Consider the following 18,003-nt stretch of genomic DNA (forward strand, 5'->3'; position numbering starts at 1 on the left):
GCTGAACTTTGCAGCCTAGCCAGTACACAATCTATGACCTCTTCTCTACCCCCTTCTCGCTTGACAACGCATGTAGCGTTGTTTCTTTTTTTCTTGCTGCTGGGCCACTTGGCGCAGGCCCAGACCCTACTTACCGGCCGCGTAACCAACGCGGCCGGCGCCCCACTATCTGGCGCTTCCGTTGGCGTGCAGGGCACCAACGTGGGCACCGATACCGATAGCAATGGCGATTATACCCTCACGCTCAGCCAGGGCGGCACCTATGTGGTAGGGGTGCGCCTGCTGGGGTACCTCAACCAAGAGCACCGCGTGACGGTGAAAGCCGGCGAAAAGCAAACACGTAATTTCATCCTGGTCCCAGGCGACCGGCAACTGGAGGAAGTAACCGTGCAGGGCGACCGTACCAACAAATTCTCGCGCAAATCGAGCGAGTACGTGGGCAAAATGCCGCTTTCGAACCTCGAAAACCCGCAGGTATATGCTACCGTGGGCAAGGAATTACTCACGGAGCAGTTGGTATTCTCAGTGGACGATGCTACACGCAACGCGCCGGGTTTGCAAAAAATGTGGGAGCCCACCGGCCGCAGCGGCGACGGCGGCTCGTTCTACGCCTCGCGGGGCTTCGTGGTATCTAGCCAGCTGCGCAACGGGGTAGCTGGCGGTGTTACGAGCACCATTGATGCGGCCAACCTAGAGAAACTGGAAGTTATCAAAGGCCCATCGGCCACACTCTACGGCAGCGCCCTGACCTCGTATGGCGGCCTGCTGAACCGCGTGACCAAGAAGCCTTACGAAACGTTCGGGGGCGAAGTGGCTTTGTCGGCCGGCAGCTACGGTTTTCACCGGGCCAGTGTGGATGTGAACACGCCGCTGAACTCGACCAAGACGCTGGCTTTCCGCCTAAACGGTGCTTACACCTACGAAGACAGCTGGCAGAACCGCGGCTACGCGGGCTTTGCGAAAGACATAGCCATTGCCCCAAGTCTGCAATTTCAACCCACCGACCGGCTGACTATTAATCTGGATGCGGAGGTGTACCGCAGCACCAACGTGGGCAAGCAGCTCATTTACATTCCTTTCGACGATAAAGTCGAGAATTTCGGCTTCTCGCGGGCCGATCAAGCCCCGCTCGACTACCGTCAGTCGTACCAAGGACCCGGCCTGACGCAGGATTCGCGCAGCACCAACCTGTTTGCGCAGGTGCGCTACCGCATTTCGCCTAGCTTCACTTCTACTACCTACCTCTCATCGAGCCGCAGCTATTCGCAGGGTAGAGGTCCCTATTTCTACATGATATCGGATATTACTCTTGCGGCGCGAGACAGCATTACCCTTACTACACCCGGCGTCAGCACCCTACTTCGGAATGACCAGTCGACGCGAGACAGCCGCCGTCAGACGTATCAGGTACAACAACTATTCAACGGCGACTTCCAATTGGCCGGCTTACGCAACCGTGTGGTACTAGGCCTGGACTTCCTGCGCCTGGATTCTAACATCGAATTCTTCGGGGGGCAAATCGATGCAGTGCCAATCAACGCACTGGACTATAATTACCGCACCTTCAACAAAAGTGCGGTAGATGCGGCTTACGCTGCGAGTACTCCACCAAGTTACCCCGTGACAACCAAAATCAATACATACAGTGCTTTCGCCTCGGATGTATTGAATGTAACGAATAAGCTCAGTGTTTTGGCCGCTATCCGAGTTGACCGATACGATAACGAGGGCGGACTTCTGTACTTCCCGGTAAACAGCTATAAACAGACGGCTGTTTCGCCTAAGTTTGGCGTGGTGTATCAACCCGTGAAAGACCGCGTAGCTCTGTTTGCCAACTACCAGAACAGCTTCAACAACCAGAACAGCTCTTTCCTGGACGCTCAAGGCCAATTGAGCGTAACCAAACCGGAGCGTGCTAATCAAGCGGAAGCGGGCGTGAAGCTTGATGCAGCTGGCGGCCTGATAAGCGCTACCGTCAGCTATTATGACATCCGAGTACAGAATGTTCTACGCATCGTAGGCATGAATGAGGCTGGCCTCGCCATCAGCGCTCAGGATGGTACGCAATGGAGCCGGGGCGCTGAGTTGAACCTGACAGCCAACCCTGTTCAAGGGCTGAACATTGTGGGCGGCTTTGCTTACAACTACTCCAAAGCTGTCGATACCGACCCAAACTTTAATGGTCGGCGGCCAGAAACAGCTTCTTCGCCTTACTTGGCCAACGGCTGGGTGAGCTACCGTCAGCCTACTGGCGCCCTCAGAGGCCTCGGCCTGGGCTTCGGGGGTAACTATGCCAGCGACAATAAGATTGTTAACAAAGCTTCGCAGGGCGTATTCACCCTACCTAGCTATACTGTTCTCAACGCTAGTGCTTTCTATGACCTCCCGCACTACCGCTTCGCTGTGAAAATGGATAACCTCACCAATGAGCATTATTGGATCGGCTACACCACCATCAATGCACAGAAGCTGCGAAGCATTATCGGCAGCATCGCGTATAAGTTCTAACCCCAACATTCCCGCCTATGACGGTTAAGCAGCTCGTTGGCAAACTTCACCTCTGGCTCGGACTTGCGTCCGGGCTAGTTGTGTTTATTGTGAGTCTCACCGGCGCCATCTTCGTTTTCCAGGACGACATCCGGGATGTGACGGAGCCCTGGCGCAAGGTGGAGGCCCAGGCTACGGCCATGGCCCTACCCTCGCAGCTGCAAGCCGCCGCGCTGGCCCCGCACCCTGGCCAGGCCACTCCCGCCGATACCTGGGTGACGTACTTCGGCCCCGAGCGCTCGGCTACCGTGTTCTTCACCGACAAAGCGGGCAACCCGATACAGGTGTACCTAAACCCCTACACCGGGCAGGTGCTGAAGGAGCAAAATTTGCGCACGCATTTCTTCACCATTGTGCAGGAAATACACATGCACCTGCTGCTGCCCGAGGCCATAGCCAAGTGGGTGGTAGGAGGCTCGGTCATCATCTTTGTGGTGATGCTACTCACGGGCTTGGTGCTGTGGTGGCCCAAGCGCAAACACGAGCGGAAGCAACGCTTCACCATTAAGTGGGGAGCCCGCTGGCGGCGCGTTAACTACGATTTGCACAATGTGTTGGGCTTCTATGCGGCCAGCATTGGGCTGGTGCTGGCGCTGACGGGCCTGGTCATGATTTTTCCCTGGATGCTGGAGTCGGTCCAGCTGGCAGTTGATGGTGGCAAGGTGGCTCCCCCAGAGATTATGACCACGAAGCTCGACACTCTACAAACTGTATCGGCCGCTACTCAGCCGCTGCCCGACGTTGTGTACCGCAACGTGCGCCGCCTGTCGCCTACCCACGAAATGATTCTGATTGGGCCAACCGGCACGGGCAAAACGCCTGCCTACTGCTGGACCTACCAGAAGGCCCTGCACTATTACCACCGCGACGAGTACGCGTTTCATCCTGTTTCGGGGGAGCTACTAGAGTCCCGCTTTCACGCCACCAAAAGCGCTGGCACCAAGATTTCCGACATGAATTACGACCTACACACGGGCCAGATTCTGGGGTTCGGGGGCAAGCTGGTGGCCTTTCTCGCCAGCCTGATTTCGGCCAGCCTACCCGTTACGGGTACCGTTATCTGGTGGGGTAGGCGCCACAAAAAAACTCCTCATAAGCGCCCCGTGCGGGTAGCCGTGGGCTGATCTACTTTACCTAGTAGCTGTTGGCTGTTAGTTGTTGGCTTTTGTTCTAAACAAGCCAACAATTAACAGCCTTTTTGATGGTATCAGCTTCGTTCAAAACCGAGAGCTAACAGCTAGCGGCCAATAGCTGACAGCTTTTTCAAAAACATGCAGCCCCGCGGCGCTACGTGCGTCCTTCTTGTGAAGTTTCACGATTTATTGGTAAACTTCCGATCAACCTATCACCAAAACCACAACCTGCTTGAAAAGACGTGACTTTGTGGGCTTGACCGGCTTGGCCACCGGCGCCCTGTTCCTACCTTCTATTCCGGGCTTTGGCGGTGCGCTAGTAACACCGGAGCGTTTGCTGGAAACCGTGGACGTAGCCGTGAAAAAACGCCTGGCCGATGCCGCCCTGAACGCAGCTAAATCGGCGGGGGCTACCTATGCCGACGCGCGCATTGGGCGCTACCTCAACCAAAGCATTTTCACCCGCGAAAAGCAGGTGCAGAACATTGCCAACGGCGAAAGCTACGGCGCCGGGGTGCGCGTACTGGCCAACGGCACCTGGGGCTTTGCCTCCACCAACGACGTAACGGAAGCCGGCTTGGCCAAAGCTGCCCAGCTAGCTGTGGCCATTGCCAAAGCCAACAGCAAGGTGCAGAAAGACCCCGTGAAGCTGGCCGCCCAGAAGGGCTACGGCGAGGTGGTTTGGAAAACGCCCATCGTGCAAAGCGCCTTCGAGGTGCCCATCACGCAGAAGGTAGACCTGCTGCTGTCGGCCAACGCCAAGGCGCTGGAAGGCGGCGCGTCGTTCGTCAATTCGTCGCTGTTTCAGATCAACGAGCAGAAGTACTTTGCTAGCACCGAGGGCTCGTATATCGACCAGGATATTCACCGCATCTGGCCAACCTTCACGGTGTCGGCAGTGGACCGGGCTTCGGGCAAGTTCCGCTCGCGGCAGGCTCTGAGCGCACCGATGGGCATGGGCTACGAGTACCTGGTGCCCAAAGCCAAAGATAAAATTGCCGGCCCCAGCGGCTCGGGGCTGGTAGGCTACAAGATGAGCTACGATTTGCTGGAAGACATTACGGCCGCTACCCGCGAGGCCAAGCAGAAAATCACGGCCAAATCGGTGACGCCGGGCAAGTACGACCTCGTGCTCGACCCCAACCACCTGGGCCTGACCATTCACGAGAGCATCGGCCACGCTACGGAGCTGGACCGCGTGCTGGGCTACGAGGCCAACTATGCTGGCACCTCGTTCGCTACCCTGGACTGGAAAGCGCAGAAGAAGCCCTATGGCTCGAAGGTGGTGAACATTGTGGCCGATAAGCTGCAACCCGGCTCGCTGGGTGCCGTGGGCTACGACGACGAAGGGGTAAAAACCGGCCAGTGGGACATCATCAAGGACGGTATGCTGGTGGACTACCAGAAAACCCGCGACCAGGCGCACATCGTGAACCAGGACCACTCCGATGGCTGCTGCTACGCCGACTCCTGGGATTCGGTGCAGTTTCAGCGCATGGCCAACATCAGCCTGCAACCCAACAAGCAGAAGATGAGCGTGGACGACATGGTGAAGAACGTGGACAAAGGCATCTACATTGCCGGGCGCGGGTCGTTCTCCATCGACCAGCAGCGCTACAACTTCCAGTTTGGCGGCACCACCTTCTATGCTATTGAGAAAGGCAAAATTGCCGGGATGTTGGAAGACGTGGCCTACCAGGCTAACACGCAGGAATTCTGGAACAGTTGCGCCGCTACCTGCGACAAAGACGATTACCGCTTGTTCGGCTCGTTCTTCGACGGCAAGGGCCAGCCCGCGCAGGTGTCGGCCGTGAGCCACGGCTCGGCTACTACCCGCTTCAACGGCGTGAACGTGATTAATACGGCCCGCAAAATCGGATAATTTCTTTACGCTGCTAGCTATTAGCTGCTGGCTGATAACCCTCGTTTCAGAGTTCAGATCAGAAAGCTAACAGCTAGCAGCCAACGGCTAATAGCTCTCTAAAAAATATGGCAATTCTCTCCCAATCAGAAGCGCAGGCCATTCTGACCAAAGTGCTTAGCTTCAGCAAAGCCGATGAGTGCGAGGCGTCGCTCTCGGGCAACCTCGGCGGCAACGTGCGCACGGCGCGCAACACCATCAGCACCAGCGGCGCCAACGACAATGTGTCGCTGGCCGTAGAGTCGCGGTTTGGCAAACGCTCGGGCGTGGCTACCTGCAACCAGTTCGACGACGCTACCCTGCGCAACTGCGTGCAGCGGGCCGAGGAAATCGCCCGGCTGGCGCCCGAAAGCCCTGAGTACATGCCCCTGCTCGGGCCGCAGCAGTACGTGGCGGCTCCCGATTCGTTTTCGCAGCGCACCGCCGCTATCAACCCCGACTACCGCGCTACCCAGGTAGCCGCCGGTATGCAGCTCTGCGACCAGCAGAAGTTGTCGTCGGCTGCTTTTCTGGAAGATTCGGCCGGGTTCCGGGCTGTGCGCAACAGCAAGGGCTTGCAAGCCTACCAGCAGCGCAGCGGCATCACCTACAGCGTAACCGTCCGCACGCCCGACGGCACCGGCTCGGGCTACGCCACCGCCGACTACAACGATGCCAGCAAGCTCGATACTACCGCCCTAACGGCTACGGCCGCCAAGAAAGCGGCTATGTCGCGCGAGGCCAAGGCCATTGAGCCCGGCAAGTACACCGTGATTATGGAGCCCGCTGCGCTGGTAGCCAACACCGATGCCTCGTTGCTGGCTGCGCTGATGGGCGCCCTCGACGCCCGCAACGCCGACGAAGGTCGCTCCTTCCTGAGCAAAAAAGGCGGCGGCAACAAGAAAGGCGAGAAGCTCTTTGACGAGCGCGTGACCATCTACTCGGACCCCACGAACCCCGAAATTGCTGACCTCACCTTCTCCGGCGACGGCCGCCCGCACCAGAAAACTACCTGGATTGAGAAGGGGGTAGTGAAGAACCTCTACACCTCGCGCTACTGGGCCCAAAAAGCCGGCATTCCCGACATTCCGCGCCCCACCGGCTGGATTATGGAAGGCGGCACACAGAGCTTGGAAGACATGATTAAGGGCACAGCGAAGGGCATTCTGGTGACGCGCCTGTGGTACATCCGTCCCGTGGACCCGCAAACGCTGCTCTACACCGGCCTGACGCGTGACGGAACGTTCTACATCGAGAACGGCAAGATCAAGCATCCGGTGAAGAACTTCCGCTTCAACGAGTCGCCCATTATCATGCTCAACAACCTGGAGGCCATTGGCAAGCCGGTGCGCATGGGCGGCAATCTGGTGCCCCCGCTCAAGATTCGGGACTTCACCTTCACTAGCCTGTCGGACGCGGTGTAGCGTGTCATTCCGAGCGTAGCGAGGAATCTGAGTGATAAGTATAAGTATGCATTCAGATTCCTCTCTTCACTCAACAGCATATCACACTATATGCGACACCATCACTACTACGTTTACTTGGTTACCAATCCCAAACGAACTACTCTTTACATAGGAGTCACAAACGACTTAGTGCGTCGTTTGGACCAGCATACAAGCAATGAAGGACAGCGACACACATTTGCGGGTCGCTATTTCTGCAACTTACTGGTGTACTGGGAACAGTTTGGCGATATCAACCAGGCAATTGCTCGTGAAAAGGAAATAAAGGGCTGGCGACGCGAGAAAAAAGACGCATTGATTGCCAGCTTCAATCCGGATTGGCGGGATCTGACAACGGAAGTAACTCCCTAAACAACTTGTCATGCAGCAGCGGTGGAGAACATAGATTGCCTACATGGCACCTCAGATTCCTCGCTGCGCTCGGAATGACAACTTAACCCCTACCTCTTTGAAACGTCGTGATTTTGTGGGACTGACCGGCTTAGCGGCCGGCTCCCTTTTACTACCCAGCATCCCCGGTTTCGGTAGCGGGCTGCTGGTGCCTGCGGAGCGCCTGCTGGAGCCCGGCATGGACGTGGCTTTGAAAAAGCGCTTGGCCGATGTGGCCCTGAACGCGGCCAAATCGGCAGGAGCCACCTACGCCGACGTGCGCATCGGGCGCTACCTTAACCAAGGCATTTTTACCCGCGAAAAGCAGGTGCAGAACATTGCCAGCAGCGAAAGCCAGGGCGTGGGCGTGCGCGTCATTGCCAACGGCACATGGGGTTTTGCCTCTACCAACCAGATAACGGACGAAGGCATTGCCAAGGCGGCGCAACTGGCCGTGGCCATTGCCAAGGCCAACAGCAAGGTGCAGAAAGAGCCCGTGAAACTGGTACCCCAAAAAGGCTACGGAGTGGTGTCGTGGAAAACGCCGATTACGCAGAATGCCTTCGAGGTACCCATTGCGCAGAAGGTAGACCTGCTGATGGAAACCAACGCCAAGGCCCTGGCCGGCGGCGCGTCTTTCGTGAATTCGGCGCTGTTCCAAGTGAATGAGCAGAAATACTTTGCCAGCACCGACGGCTCCTACATCGACCAAGACGTGCACCGCATCTGGCCTACCTTCACCGTCACGGCCATCGACCGGGGCACGGGCAAGTTCCGCTCGCGCCCCTCGATGAGTGCGTCTATGGGCCTGGGCTACGAGTACCTGACGCCCAGCGCGAAGGAGAAAATTGCCGGTCCCGCTGGCTCCGACGTTATCGGCTACAAGCAGCGCTATGACATCCTGGAAGACGTGACCAACGCCACCAAACAGGTAAAGCAGAAGCTCACGGCCAAGTCGGTAACGCCCGGTAAATACGACCTCGTGCTGGACCCGCACCACTTGGGCCTGACCATTCACGAGTCGGTAGGGCACCCCTTGGAGCTGGACCGCGTGCTGGGCTACGAGGCCAACTACGCCGGTACCAGCTTCGCCGATCTGGCCTGGAAGGCGAAAAACATTCCGTACGGCTCGAAGGCCGTCAACATTGTGGCCGACAAGCTACAACCCGGCTCCTTGGGCGCCGTGGGCTACGACGACGAGGGCGTGAAAACCGGCCAATGGAACCTCATCGAGCAAGGCAAGCTCGTTGACTACCAGAAAATCCGCGACCAAGCACACATGGTAGGCCAGGACCACTCCGACGGCTGCTGCTACGCGCAGTCGTGGCAGGATGTGCAGTTCCAGCGCATGCCCAACGTGAGCCTACAGCCCGGCAAAGCCAAAAGGAGCGTGGACGACATGGTACGCGGGGTAGACAAAGGCATCTACATCGCCGGCAACGGCTCGTTCTCCATCGACCAGCAACGCTACAACTTTCAGTTCGGCGGCATCGTGTTCTATGCCATCGAGAAAGGCAAAATAACAGGCATGCTGGAAGACGTGGCCTACCAGGCCAACACCCAGGAGTTCTGGAACAGCTGCGCCGCCAGCTGCGACGAGTCGGACTACCGCCTCGTGGGCTTCTTCAATGACGGCAAGGGCCAGCCTTCGCAAAGCTCAGCCGTGAGCCACGGCTCGGCCACTACCCGCTTCAACGGCGTGAACGTGATTAACACGGCCCGCAAGATTGGGTAGGGGCACCCCACCCCCCGGCCCCCTCCCCTCCGGGAGAGGGGGAGCCGAGAGGAATTACGAATGGTCGTCGAACGACACTTAACATTTAGAACTTAACATTCAGCACTCCAAGCGTCTGGCTCCCCCTCTCCCGGAGGGGAGGGGGCAGGGGGGTAGGGTCAATCAGTAGAACTATGCGTCGTCGTGATTTTGTGGGGCTGACTGGTCTGGCGACCGGAGCCTTGTTCCTACCCTCGCTGCCAGGGTTCGGTGGTACGCTGGTGACGCCAGAGCGCCTGCTAGAAGGCGTGGACGTAGCCGTGAAAAAACGCCTGGCTGATGCGGCCCTGAACGCCGCCAAATCGGCGGGCGCGAGCTACGCCGATGCGCGGGTAGGGCGCTACCTCAACCAGTATGTGTTCACCCGCGAGAAGCAGGTGCAGAACATTGTGAACACCGAAAGCTACGGGGTAGGCGTGCGCGTGCTGGTGAACGGCGCCTGGGGCTTTGCGGCCACTAACGACGTGAGCGAGGCCGCTGTGGCCCAGGCTGCCCGCGATGCTGTGGCGATTGCCAAGGCCAACGCCAAAATCCAGAAAACACCGGTGCAACTGGCTCCGCAGCGCGGCTACGGCGAAGTGAGCTGGAAAACGCCCATCGAGCAGAACGCCTTTGAGGTGCCGGTGAAGCAAAAGGCTGATTTCCTGCTGGCTGTGAACGCCAAAGCCCTGGACAACGGCGCGAGCTACGTTAGCTCCAACCTGTTTCAGGTGAACGAGCAGAAGTACTTTGCCAGCACCGACGGCTCCTACATTGACCAGGACGTGCACCGCATCTGGCCTACCTTCGATGTGACGGTGATAGACCGTGCCTCGGGCAAATTCCGCTCCCGCGACTCGCTGGGCACCTCCATGGGTATGGGCTACGAGTACCTCACGCCCCGCGCCCAAGACAAGGTGGCCGGTCCGGCCGGCACCGGCGTGATTGGCTACAAGCAGCGCTACGACATGCTGGAAGATGCTGCCCTGGCCGCCAAGCAGGCCAAGGCCAAGCTCACGGCCAAATCGGTGGTGCCCGGCAAGTACGACTTGGTGCTTGACCCCGACCACCTGGGCCTAACCATTCACGAGTCGGTAGGGCACCCCTTGGAACTGGACCGCGTGCTGGGCTACGAGGCCAACTACGCTGGCACCAGCTTCGCTACCCTCGACAAGCTGAAATCGGGCAACTTCAAGTACGGCTCGCCGGCCGTGAACATTGTAGCCGACAAGCTGCAACCTGGCACCCTGGGCGCAGTGGGCTACGACGACGAAGGCGTGAAAACCGGCGAGTGGGACCTGATAAAGGGCGGCGTTTTGGTGAACTACGAAAAGATCCGCGACCAGGCCGGGGTAGTTGGTCAGGACCACTCCGACGGCTGCTGCTACGCCGACTCCTGGAGCAACGTGCAGTTCCAGCGGATGCCCAACGTAAGCCTGCGCCCCAACGCCAAGAAAATGAGCGTGGATGACATGATTAAAGGTGTCGACAAGGGCATTTACATTGTAGGTGCCGGCTCCTACTCCATCGACCAGCAACGCTACAACTTTCAGTTCGGTGGTAAGCTGTTCTACGCCATCGAGAAGGGTAAGATTACGGGGCAGATTGAGGATGTAGCTTACCAGTCGAACACCCAGGAGTTCTGGAACAGCTGCGCCGCCACCTGCGACCAGTCGGACTACCGTTTCCTGGGCACCTTCTTCGACGGGAAGGGCCAGCCGCCGCAGGTGTCGGCCGTGAGCCACGGCTCCAGCACCACGCGCTTCAATGGCGTGAATGTGATTAATACGGCGCGGAAAGTATAACCAACGATTCACCCCACCCCCCGGCCCCCTCCCCTCCGGGAGAGGAGGAGCCGAGAGGAAAGCTGTTAGCTGATGGCTGTCAGCCTTTAGCCTCGTTCAACAGAAGCTACCAGCTAATCGCTAACCCGTCTGGCTCCCCCTCTCCCGGAGGGGAGGGGGCCGGGGGGTGGAGTAACGAAACCAACTATTATGGCAATCCTTACCCAAGAACAAGCCCAGGCTATCCTACAAAAAGTCCTCAGCTTCAGCACCGCCGATGAGTGCCAGGCCACGCTGTCGGGTCGTACGGCAGGCAATATTCGCTATGCTCGTAATGCCGTGAGCACGGCCGGCAAGTCTGATAACGTGTCGCTGGCCGTGGAGTCGCGGTTTGGTAAACGCTCGGGCGTGGCTACCTGCAATCAGTTTGATGATGCTACCCTGAAACGCTGCGTGCAGCGGGCCGAGGAAACCGCCAAGCTGGCGCCCGAAGATCCCGAGTACATGCCCCTGCTCGGGCCGCAGCAGTACCTCACGCCTAACGCCTTTGCCGCCAGCACCGCCGCCGATACCGCCGACGCCCGCGCCCAGGCCGCCGGCGACAGCATTGCGCTATGCGAGGCCAAAAAGCTGACGGCCGCCGGCTTCTTGGAAAACAGCAGCAGCTTCCGGGCCCTACGCAACAGCAAAGGTCTGCAAGCCTACCAGCCCGATACCTACGTCGACTTTTCGGTGACGGTGCGCACGGCCGACGGCATGGGCTCGGGCTACGCCGTGGCCGATTTTACAGATATTAAGCAGTTCGATGCGAAGGTATTGACGGAGCGCGCCGCCAGCAAAGCGGCCGGCTCGGTGGGCGCCCGCGCCATTGAGCCCGGCAAATACACCGTGATTTTGGAACCGGCCGCGCTGGTGTCGGACGAAGGCTTGCTCAACAACCTCATGTACTCGCTCGACGCCCGCTCGGCCGACGAAGGCCGCTCTTTTCTGAGTAAGAAAGGCGGTGGCACCAAGAAGGGCGAAAAGCTCTTTGATGAGCGCGTGACCATCTATACCGACCCTACCAACCCCGCCGCGCCCAGCAGCGTGTTCGACGGCGAGGGCCTACCCGTGAAGCGCATCAATTGGATCAACAAAGGCAAGGTCGACAACCTGTACTACTCGCGCTATTGGGCCCAGAAAAACAACGTGGCCCCTACCCCCTTCCCCGGCAATTTCATCATGGAAGGCGGCACGCAGAGCCTGGAGGAGATGATCAAAGGCACGCAGAAAGGCATTCTAGTAACGCGCCTGTGGTACATCCGCGGTGTAGACCCGCAGACGCTCCTCTTCACCGGCCTGACGCGCGACGGCACGTTCTACATTGAAAACGGTAAGGTGAAGTTCCCGGTGAAAAACCTTCGCTTCAACGAGTCGCCCATTATCATGCTGAACAACTTAGAAACCATTGGTAAACAGCAGCGTCTGGGCGGCAATTTGGTGCCGCCGCTCAAGATTCGGGACTTCACATTCACCAGTCTCTCGGACGCGGTGTAAGGTCATATCTTCGTGGAATTACAGTAAAATGGCTCGTATTTGGCTTTCGCCGAATACGAGCCATTTTTCATCCTATTTATCATGAAGAAGTTATTCTGCTTTCTGTTTTTAGTGCCTACCCTATTGCACTGCGCCTATGCACAACAAGCGCTTACTGATACCACGACATGGCACGACACTAATGCAAAGGCCAAACATGGCTTAGCCGTTATCAAATTAGTGGACAATCGCACTGTTCACGCCTATTTGCCTACCAATGCGATTGGCTACATTAATACTATCGATTATTTCCGAAAAAATCCGGAGGTGCGGCCCTTCCCTAAGATTCAATACATCCCCGTTAATGACCTGGAAGTAGTAGAGATGCGCGGCTTCCATCTGGAAAACATGCGTGCTGCCGGTCATCCTGATATCTTGGCCATGCGTGTGTTGGAAGGTCCGGTAGAGCTATTTATGATGAGCGGAAAAATCACCGATAATCTACCGGGGGTTGTCTTTGTGGCTTCCGGTCTTAGCTTATTCACTACAGCTGCCTTTCTAAGCGGTGCAGCAGTGGAAAATAACCGCTGGTTTGTGCGCCGTAATGGTCAGCTGATTGCCTTGAAACATAGCAATTTCCGAGAGCAAATGGGTCAATACACTGCTGACTGCCTAGGAATTAGCACACAGGTGAAACAGGGCATGGATGGTTTCCGGTACAAGGATACGCCCAACATTATCAAGCTGTACAACGAGTTCTTACAGCAACGTGCAACGAACTAGCGCCCTACTCAGCAGCCCACAGCTGCTGAGTAGGGCGCTAGTTCGTGGTTGGTATACAGGCCAGCTTAAATAGATATTAAACTTGCGTTCTTATCATAGAAAAAACGAAAAAGGACGTGCTGCCAGATTTTACAGGCCATTCCTAATTTAGAAATGAGGCTTACGCACAAGAAATGAATGTTCCGCTGCATTAGCTCCTACCGATGCAACAGGACAGGACATTCATTTTTCCTACCCACCTAGCTGGTAGCTCACCGACGCCTGCGCTACCTGGTTTCGCAAATGGTTATCGTCAATAGTAGTTTGAGTATCACGGGCAATCGGAATAAGGCCTGTGCTAGCCCGTATTCCCACCGCGAATCCGGCGGGTAGCTTCACCCCGATGCCAGCGCATATGCCAACATCAAACCGCCGAAAGTCAGCCGTTGCCGAGCGGTCGAAATACGTGGTGTTATCTGGTCCCATATAGCTGCTTAGGTAGGAAAGGGTCCGTTCCTGCCCTTTTTCGCGCGCCGCAAGTAAGAACCCAGCTTGCGGCCCAGCTTCTAAGTAGAACCTACCAAAATGGGTTCGCAGCATTATAGGTATCGTTAGGTAGGATAGCTTGAGTTGATACTGAGCATGATAATCCTCTGCTGGAAAATTAAAGCGCACCACCTCCGCATCTAGTTGTTGCCGACTGAACTGCACTTCGGGAACCAATGAAAAGCGGCCCGCCAGATTTTGTTCATAAAATACGCCTACCTGATAGCCTACTCTACCCTTAGGGTGTATGTAATTACTCGACTTATTTTCTTTGGAAAGAGTAGCATAGTTAGCACCAGCCTTCACACCGAATTGAGCTTGCGCGGTGCTTACCAGCAGCAAGCTGGCAAGTAGGAGTAAGGGTTGTTTCATAATAGAATAGATAGGAACCGTAGAAAACAAACGGGCTGGCTCTGTAGAGAGCCAGCCCGTTGCCTAAACGTTGCATGTCCTTCTGACACTGCTAATGGCCTAGCTGAAGCGCCACGTAGCCTTGAAACACGCGGTTTTTGAGGCGGGCGTCGTTTACGCCGGTAAGGTTATCCACGTCGTTCACGTCGTTGAGGCCGGCGTTGAAGCGGGCACCGATGAGGAGGGCTGAGAACTTAAGGCCCACCCCGGCGCACAGGCTGAAGTCACCGCGCTTGAAGTCGCTGGTGGCGCCGCGCTTGTAGTCGTTGTAGGTGGCTGCGCCGCCGGTGCCTTGCACACGCTGGGTTCCTTCTTTGGTGGCATCGAGGAGGAAAGAGAACTGCGGGCCCGCCTCCACAAACAGCGGCCCTACGTGTACTTTCGCCAGCACCGGCACCGTGAAGTAGTGCATCTTGGTGTCGAAGTCCTCGAACTGGTTCTTGATGTTACCGCCCTGCGAAGAGTACAGCAGTTCCGGCTGCACCGATAATGGGCCAATCAGTTTGGCCTCGTAAAAAAACCCCGCATGGTAGGAAGTATTGTAGCTGGTGCTCCCGTCGATGTTTTCACCATTGAGCACAGACTGGTTGACGCCGGCTTTCACGCCGAGTTGGGCATAGGCTCCGCTGCTTAGCAGCAGGCTGAACAGTAGGAAGAAGAATTGTTTCATGGCAGGTGAAGCGTGTTTGTTACAGTTTTAGAGTGAAGCTGTTTCCTTAAACGTTAGCCGGGCCGCGCAGTATATCTGGCGGCCTATTATTTTGGCAACTGCTGGGCTTCAGACCTTGACCCAATCCCGCGAAGCGCCATTCATTGCAATGTCAATTAGGTTTTTTTGCGTTTTTAGCAAAAACCGATGCCACCCTCTGCCAGCTTGCCGCGTCCTTGCCTCGGCTTCTGCCTTTTTAATTCTTCATTATTAATTTTTAATTCCCTCTTGCCTACCCCCTTCACGTTCGTTCGGCTCAGCTACCACTCCGGCGACTGGGATGCCGTGGATGAGCGAATGCCCAGCAACCTGCTGCACTCGCTGGTGCAATACACCACAGTGCCCGTAGAGCAGAAAGAGAAAGTGGTGGCATTGGACTCGCCGGAGCTGTTTCGCTACCCTTTTTGCTACCTCTCGGGGCACCGGTTGGTGCAGTTCAGCGAGGCCGAAAAGAAGAACTTCACGCAGTACGTGCGCAACGGCGGATTCGTGTTTGTAGACGATTGCAACCACGACATCGACGGGCTGTTTGCGCGCTCCTTCGAGGAGCAGATGCGCGTGTGCTTCGGGGCGGGCGCGCTCAAGAAGTTGCCCAAAACCCATCCCATCTATTCGCAGTTTTTCAAGTTTCCGGACGGCCCGCCGCCTACCGGCTTCGAGCTAAACGGCTGGGGCGACGACCTCGTGCATGACTACCTGAAAGGCGTGGAAACCAACGGCCGCTTAGGCGTGCTCTACTCCAACAAAGATTACGGCTGCGAGTGGGACTACGACTTCCGCAACAAGCGCTTTCTGGCCGAGGATAACACAAAGTTTGGCGTCAATATTTTGCTATATGCCCTAACAGCGTGACGGTGTAGTAAAACGCCTTGCAGGTACTCTTCTATTGAACGACAAGCTATATACTTTCTACTCTAACACAACCTCAGCAACGATGGGCTCCTACCAAGCGCCCCTACAACATGACCGAACAAGACGTAAAACGCCTGCTTGCCAAACTGCCGCCCCTGCGCGAGGAAATTGCCAAAGTCATTGTGGGGCAAACGCAAGTGCTGGATGAAGTGCTGGTGGCCCTGCTGGCCGGCGGCCACGCCCTGCTAGAAGGCGTGCCGGGCCTAGCTAAAACCTTGCTGGTGCGCACCCTGGCCTCGGCCACCGACCTACCCTTCCGCCGCATTCAGTTCACGCCCGACCTAATGCCGACGGACATTCTCGGCACCGAAGTTCTGGAGGAAGACCACGGCACAGGGCACCGCTCGTTCAAGTTCAACGAAGGGCCGATTTTCGCTAGCCTGGTGCTGGCCGATGAAATCAACCGGACGCCGCCCAAGACGCAGGCGGCTTTGCTGGAAGCCATGCAGGAAGGCCACGTGACCTACGCCGGCCAGGAGCACGCCCTACCTAAGCCGTTCTTTTTGCTGGCCACGCAGAATCCCATCGAGCAGAGCGGCACCTACCCGCTACCCGAGGCCCAGCTCGACCGTTTTCTGCTCTACATTCGCATTGGCTACCCCACCGAGCAGGAAGAACTGGCCGTGCTGAGCGGCACCACCGGCATCAACAAAGCCCAAGTGCAGCCCGTGCTGGGCGGCGACGACATCCGGCAGTTGCAGCAACTGGTGCGTCAGGTGAGTCTGAGTCCTGAGCTGCTGAGCTTCGTGAACCGGCTGGTGCGCGCTACCCGCCCGGCTACCTCGGAGGTGAAGTTCATTCAGGACTACGGGCGCTGGGGTGCGGGGCCGCGTGCTGGTCAGGCTCTCATTCTGTGCGCTAAAGCGCGGGCGTTGCTGCAAGGCCGCTTCGCCGCTACCCTCGACGATATTAAGGCTCTGGCCCCGGCCGTGCTGCGCCACCGCGTGCTGTTGAATTTCAACGCCGAAGCCGAAAACCTGACGCCAGATAATGCCGTGCAGGAGCTGCTGAAGGCCGTGGCGGTGTAATTCTGCTGTCATCCTGAGCTTGCCGAAGGACCTTATCCTGTTAGGGCGACCAAGCGTCTGCCAGCAACTCTATCCTGTTATCCTGAGCTTGCGGACGTCTTCATACCAAGTAGTTACTACCTAATGCATGGTCGTCCCAGCGGGATAAGGTCCTTCACTCCGCTCAGGATGCCACATAAAATATCAACTAAAAACCATGCTCAGCCCCGAACAACTCTACGCCCTGCGCAACCTACCCCTAGCCGCCAAACAGGTAGCCGAGGGCTTTTTGCACGGCCAGCATTTGAGCCGGCGGCGGGGCGTGGGTATGGAGTTCAGCCAGTACCGCCCCTACCAGCCCGGCGACGACCTGCGCCGCCTCGACTGGCGCTTGGCCGCCCGCTCCGACCGCTATTACATTCGCGAGTCGGAGGTGGATACCAGCCTCACGGTGCATTTGCTGCTGGACGCCACCGCCAGCATGAACCACCGCGACAACAACGGCCTCAGCAAGCTCGACTACGGCCGGCTGCTGCTGGCGGCGTTGGCCTACCTGGCGGTAAATCAAGGCGATGCCGTGGCCCTTACCATTCTGCGTCCCAATGGCCTGCAACACCTGCCGCCCCGCGCCGACCCGCGTCAGCTTACGCGCATCTTTCATACCCTGGAAAACGCCACGGCCACTGGTCGCTTCCCGGTGGCGGCCGAGTTGGCGCCCCTCACCGCCCGACGGCAGCGCGCCCTTACCATCTGCGTGAGCGATTTGTATGAGGAAGACGGGGAGATTGACACGCTCCTGACGCGCCTGCGCACCACCAGCGGCGAGGTACTGCTGCTGCATCTGCTGGCCCGCAACGAACTGGACTTCACCTACCGCGGCGCCGTCACCTTTGAGGACTTGGAAACCGGCCGCACGCTTCAACTCAACGCCGACCAGCAACGCCGCGCCTGGCAGGAACACCTGCAAAACTGGCTGCGTGAAGCCGCTACCCAGGCCCGCCGCCATGGCTTCGAGTATGCTCAACTAAGCACCGCCGAGCCGCTGGACCGAGCCCTGCGCGAATTTTTGAAACGACGGTAGGGGCGCCTTGCAGGCGCCCCTACCGTCGCAACAGATGGTTCTATTTTTCATCCTTTGATGCATACACCACACCGAGCTCCCTAAGCGGAAACGCAACAGTCTGTACCC

General features: G+C 57.6%; 14 protein-coding genes. 12 read left to right on the top strand and 2 right to left on the bottom strand.

The genetic code is table 11. The features are described 5' to 3' along the window. Nucleotides 1-60 precede the first annotated feature (60 nt). From J4D97_RS10900 to J4D97_RS10940, 9 genes are all read left to right on the top strand, one after another. Nucleotides 61-2,508 carry a TonB-dependent receptor gene (locus J4D97_RS10900; protein WP_243900262.1) on the top strand — a complete coding sequence of 816 codons (2,448 nt, stop codon included), beginning with the start codon at nucleotides 61-63 and terminating at the stop codon, nucleotides 2,506-2,508. A gap of 17 nt (nucleotides 2,509-2,525) precedes the next feature. Continuing rightward, entirely contained in the window at nucleotides 2,526-3,671 is a 1,146-nt protein-coding gene (locus J4D97_RS10905; protein ID WP_208307611.1) for a PepSY-associated TM helix domain-containing protein, read from the top strand. Between the two features lie 241 nt (nucleotides 3,672-3,912). Continuing rightward, a complete protein-coding gene (locus tag J4D97_RS10910) occupies nucleotides 3,913-5,562 on the top strand; it encodes a TldD/PmbA family protein (protein WP_208307612.1) in 1,650 nt (549 codons plus the stop codon). A 107-nt stretch (nucleotides 5,563-5,669) separates the two neighbouring features. Next, nucleotides 5,670-7,004, top strand: coding sequence for a TldD/PmbA family protein (locus J4D97_RS10915; protein ID WP_208307613.1), 1,335 nt, complete (start codon nucleotides 5,670-5,672; stop codon nucleotides 7,002-7,004). A 117-nt stretch (nucleotides 7,005-7,121) separates the two neighbouring features. Continuing rightward, nucleotides 7,122-7,397: a GIY-YIG nuclease family protein gene (locus J4D97_RS10920; protein WP_432207210.1), complete on the top strand. Its 276-nt coding sequence runs from the start codon at nucleotides 7,122-7,124 to the stop codon at nucleotides 7,395-7,397. Between the two features lie 97 nt (nucleotides 7,398-7,494). Then, complete coding sequence (locus J4D97_RS10925; protein WP_208307615.1) at nucleotides 7,495-9,150, top strand: TldD/PmbA family protein; 1,656 nt, start codon at nucleotides 7,495-7,497, stop codon at nucleotides 9,148-9,150. 173 nt (nucleotides 9,151-9,323) lie between these two features. After that, the gene (locus tag J4D97_RS10930; protein WP_208307616.1) at nucleotides 9,324-10,973 is read left to right on the top strand and encodes a TldD/PmbA family protein; all 1,650 of its coding nucleotides are present in this window, start codon (nucleotides 9,324-9,326) and stop codon (nucleotides 10,971-10,973) included. Nucleotides 10,974-11,162: 189 nt separating this feature from the next. Beyond that, on the top strand, nucleotides 11,163-12,488 hold the full coding sequence (locus J4D97_RS10935; RefSeq protein ID WP_185282142.1) for a TldD/PmbA family protein: 1,326 nt from the start codon (nucleotides 11,163-11,165) through the stop codon (nucleotides 12,486-12,488). A gap of 81 nt (nucleotides 12,489-12,569) precedes the next feature. After that, entirely contained in the window at nucleotides 12,570-13,250 is a 681-nt protein-coding gene (locus tag J4D97_RS10940) for a hypothetical protein (protein WP_185282141.1), read from the top strand. Nucleotides 13,251-13,481: 231 nt separating this feature from the next. Here J4D97_RS10940 and J4D97_RS10945 read toward each other — a convergent pair whose 3' ends face one another. Together J4D97_RS10945 and J4D97_RS10950 are read right to left on the bottom strand one after the other, a co-directional pair. After that, nucleotides 13,482-14,147, bottom strand: a complete 666-nt coding sequence (locus tag J4D97_RS10945; protein WP_208307617.1) for a porin family protein — start codon at nucleotides 14,145-14,147, stop codon at nucleotides 13,482-13,484. Nucleotides 14,148-14,238: 91 nt separating this feature from the next. Continuing rightward, nucleotides 14,239-14,856: a porin family protein gene (locus J4D97_RS10950; protein WP_208307618.1), complete on the bottom strand. Its 618-nt coding sequence runs from the start codon at nucleotides 14,854-14,856 to the stop codon at nucleotides 14,239-14,241. A 267-nt stretch (nucleotides 14,857-15,123) separates the two neighbouring features. On the opposite strand from J4D97_RS10950, the gene J4D97_RS10955 reads away from it, so the two are divergent. The 3 genes from J4D97_RS10955 to J4D97_RS10965 all read left to right on the top strand — a co-directional run bounded on the left by J4D97_RS10955 (nucleotide 15,124) and on the right by J4D97_RS10965 (nucleotide 17,895). Next, nucleotides 15,124-15,747 carry a DUF4159 domain-containing protein gene (locus tag J4D97_RS10955; protein WP_243900263.1) on the top strand — a complete coding sequence of 208 codons (624 nt, stop codon included), beginning with the start codon at nucleotides 15,124-15,126 and terminating at the stop codon, nucleotides 15,745-15,747. 110 nt (nucleotides 15,748-15,857) lie between these two features. Beyond that, nucleotides 15,858-16,835, top strand: coding sequence for an AAA family ATPase (locus tag J4D97_RS10960; RefSeq protein WP_208307620.1), 978 nt, complete (start codon nucleotides 15,858-15,860; stop codon nucleotides 16,833-16,835). A 196-nt stretch (nucleotides 16,836-17,031) separates the two neighbouring features. Next, the gene (locus tag J4D97_RS10965; RefSeq protein ID WP_208307621.1) at nucleotides 17,032-17,895 is read left to right on the top strand and encodes a DUF58 domain-containing protein; all 864 of its coding nucleotides are present in this window, start codon (nucleotides 17,032-17,034) and stop codon (nucleotides 17,893-17,895) included. Nucleotides 17,896-18,003 lie beyond the last annotated feature (108 nt).

The organism is Hymenobacter defluvii, from assembly GCF_017589435.1.
In the GTDB taxonomy this organism is placed as follows: Bacteria; Bacteroidota; Bacteroidia; order Cytophagales; family Hymenobacteraceae; genus Hymenobacter; species Hymenobacter profundi.

What these genes read in the sequence shown, in the direction of transcription:
- J4D97_RS10905 (WP_208307611.1), top strand. Translation starts at nt 2,526, where the DNA reads ATGACGGTTAAGCAGCTCGTTGGCAAACTTCACCTCTGGCTCGGACTT.
- J4D97_RS10915 (WP_208307613.1), top strand. Translation starts at nt 5,670, where the DNA reads ATGGCAATTCTCTCCCAATCAGAAGCGCAGGCCATTCTGACCAAAGTG.
- J4D97_RS10930 (WP_208307616.1), top strand. Translation starts at nt 9,324, where the DNA reads ATGCGTCGTCGTGATTTTGTGGGGCTGACTGGTCTGGCGACCGGAGCC.
- J4D97_RS10935 (WP_185282142.1), top strand. Translation starts at nt 11,163, where the DNA reads ATGGCAATCCTTACCCAAGAACAAGCCCAGGCTATCCTACAAAAAGTC.
- J4D97_RS10940 (WP_185282141.1), top strand. Translation starts at nt 12,570, where the DNA reads ATGAAGAAGTTATTCTGCTTTCTGTTTTTAGTGCCTACCCTATTGCAC.
- J4D97_RS10945 (WP_208307617.1), bottom strand. Translation starts at nt 14,147, where the DNA reads ATGAAACAACCCTTACTCCTACTTGCCAGCTTGCTGCTGGTAAGCACC.
- J4D97_RS10950 (WP_208307618.1), bottom strand. Translation starts at nt 14,856, where the DNA reads ATGAAACAATTCTTCTTCCTACTGTTCAGCCTGCTGCTAAGCAGCGGA.
- J4D97_RS10960 (WP_208307620.1), top strand. Translation starts at nt 15,858, where the DNA reads ATGACCGAACAAGACGTAAAACGCCTGCTTGCCAAACTGCCGCCCCTG.
- J4D97_RS10965 (WP_208307621.1), top strand. Translation starts at nt 17,032, where the DNA reads ATGCTCAGCCCCGAACAACTCTACGCCCTGCGCAACCTACCCCTAGCC.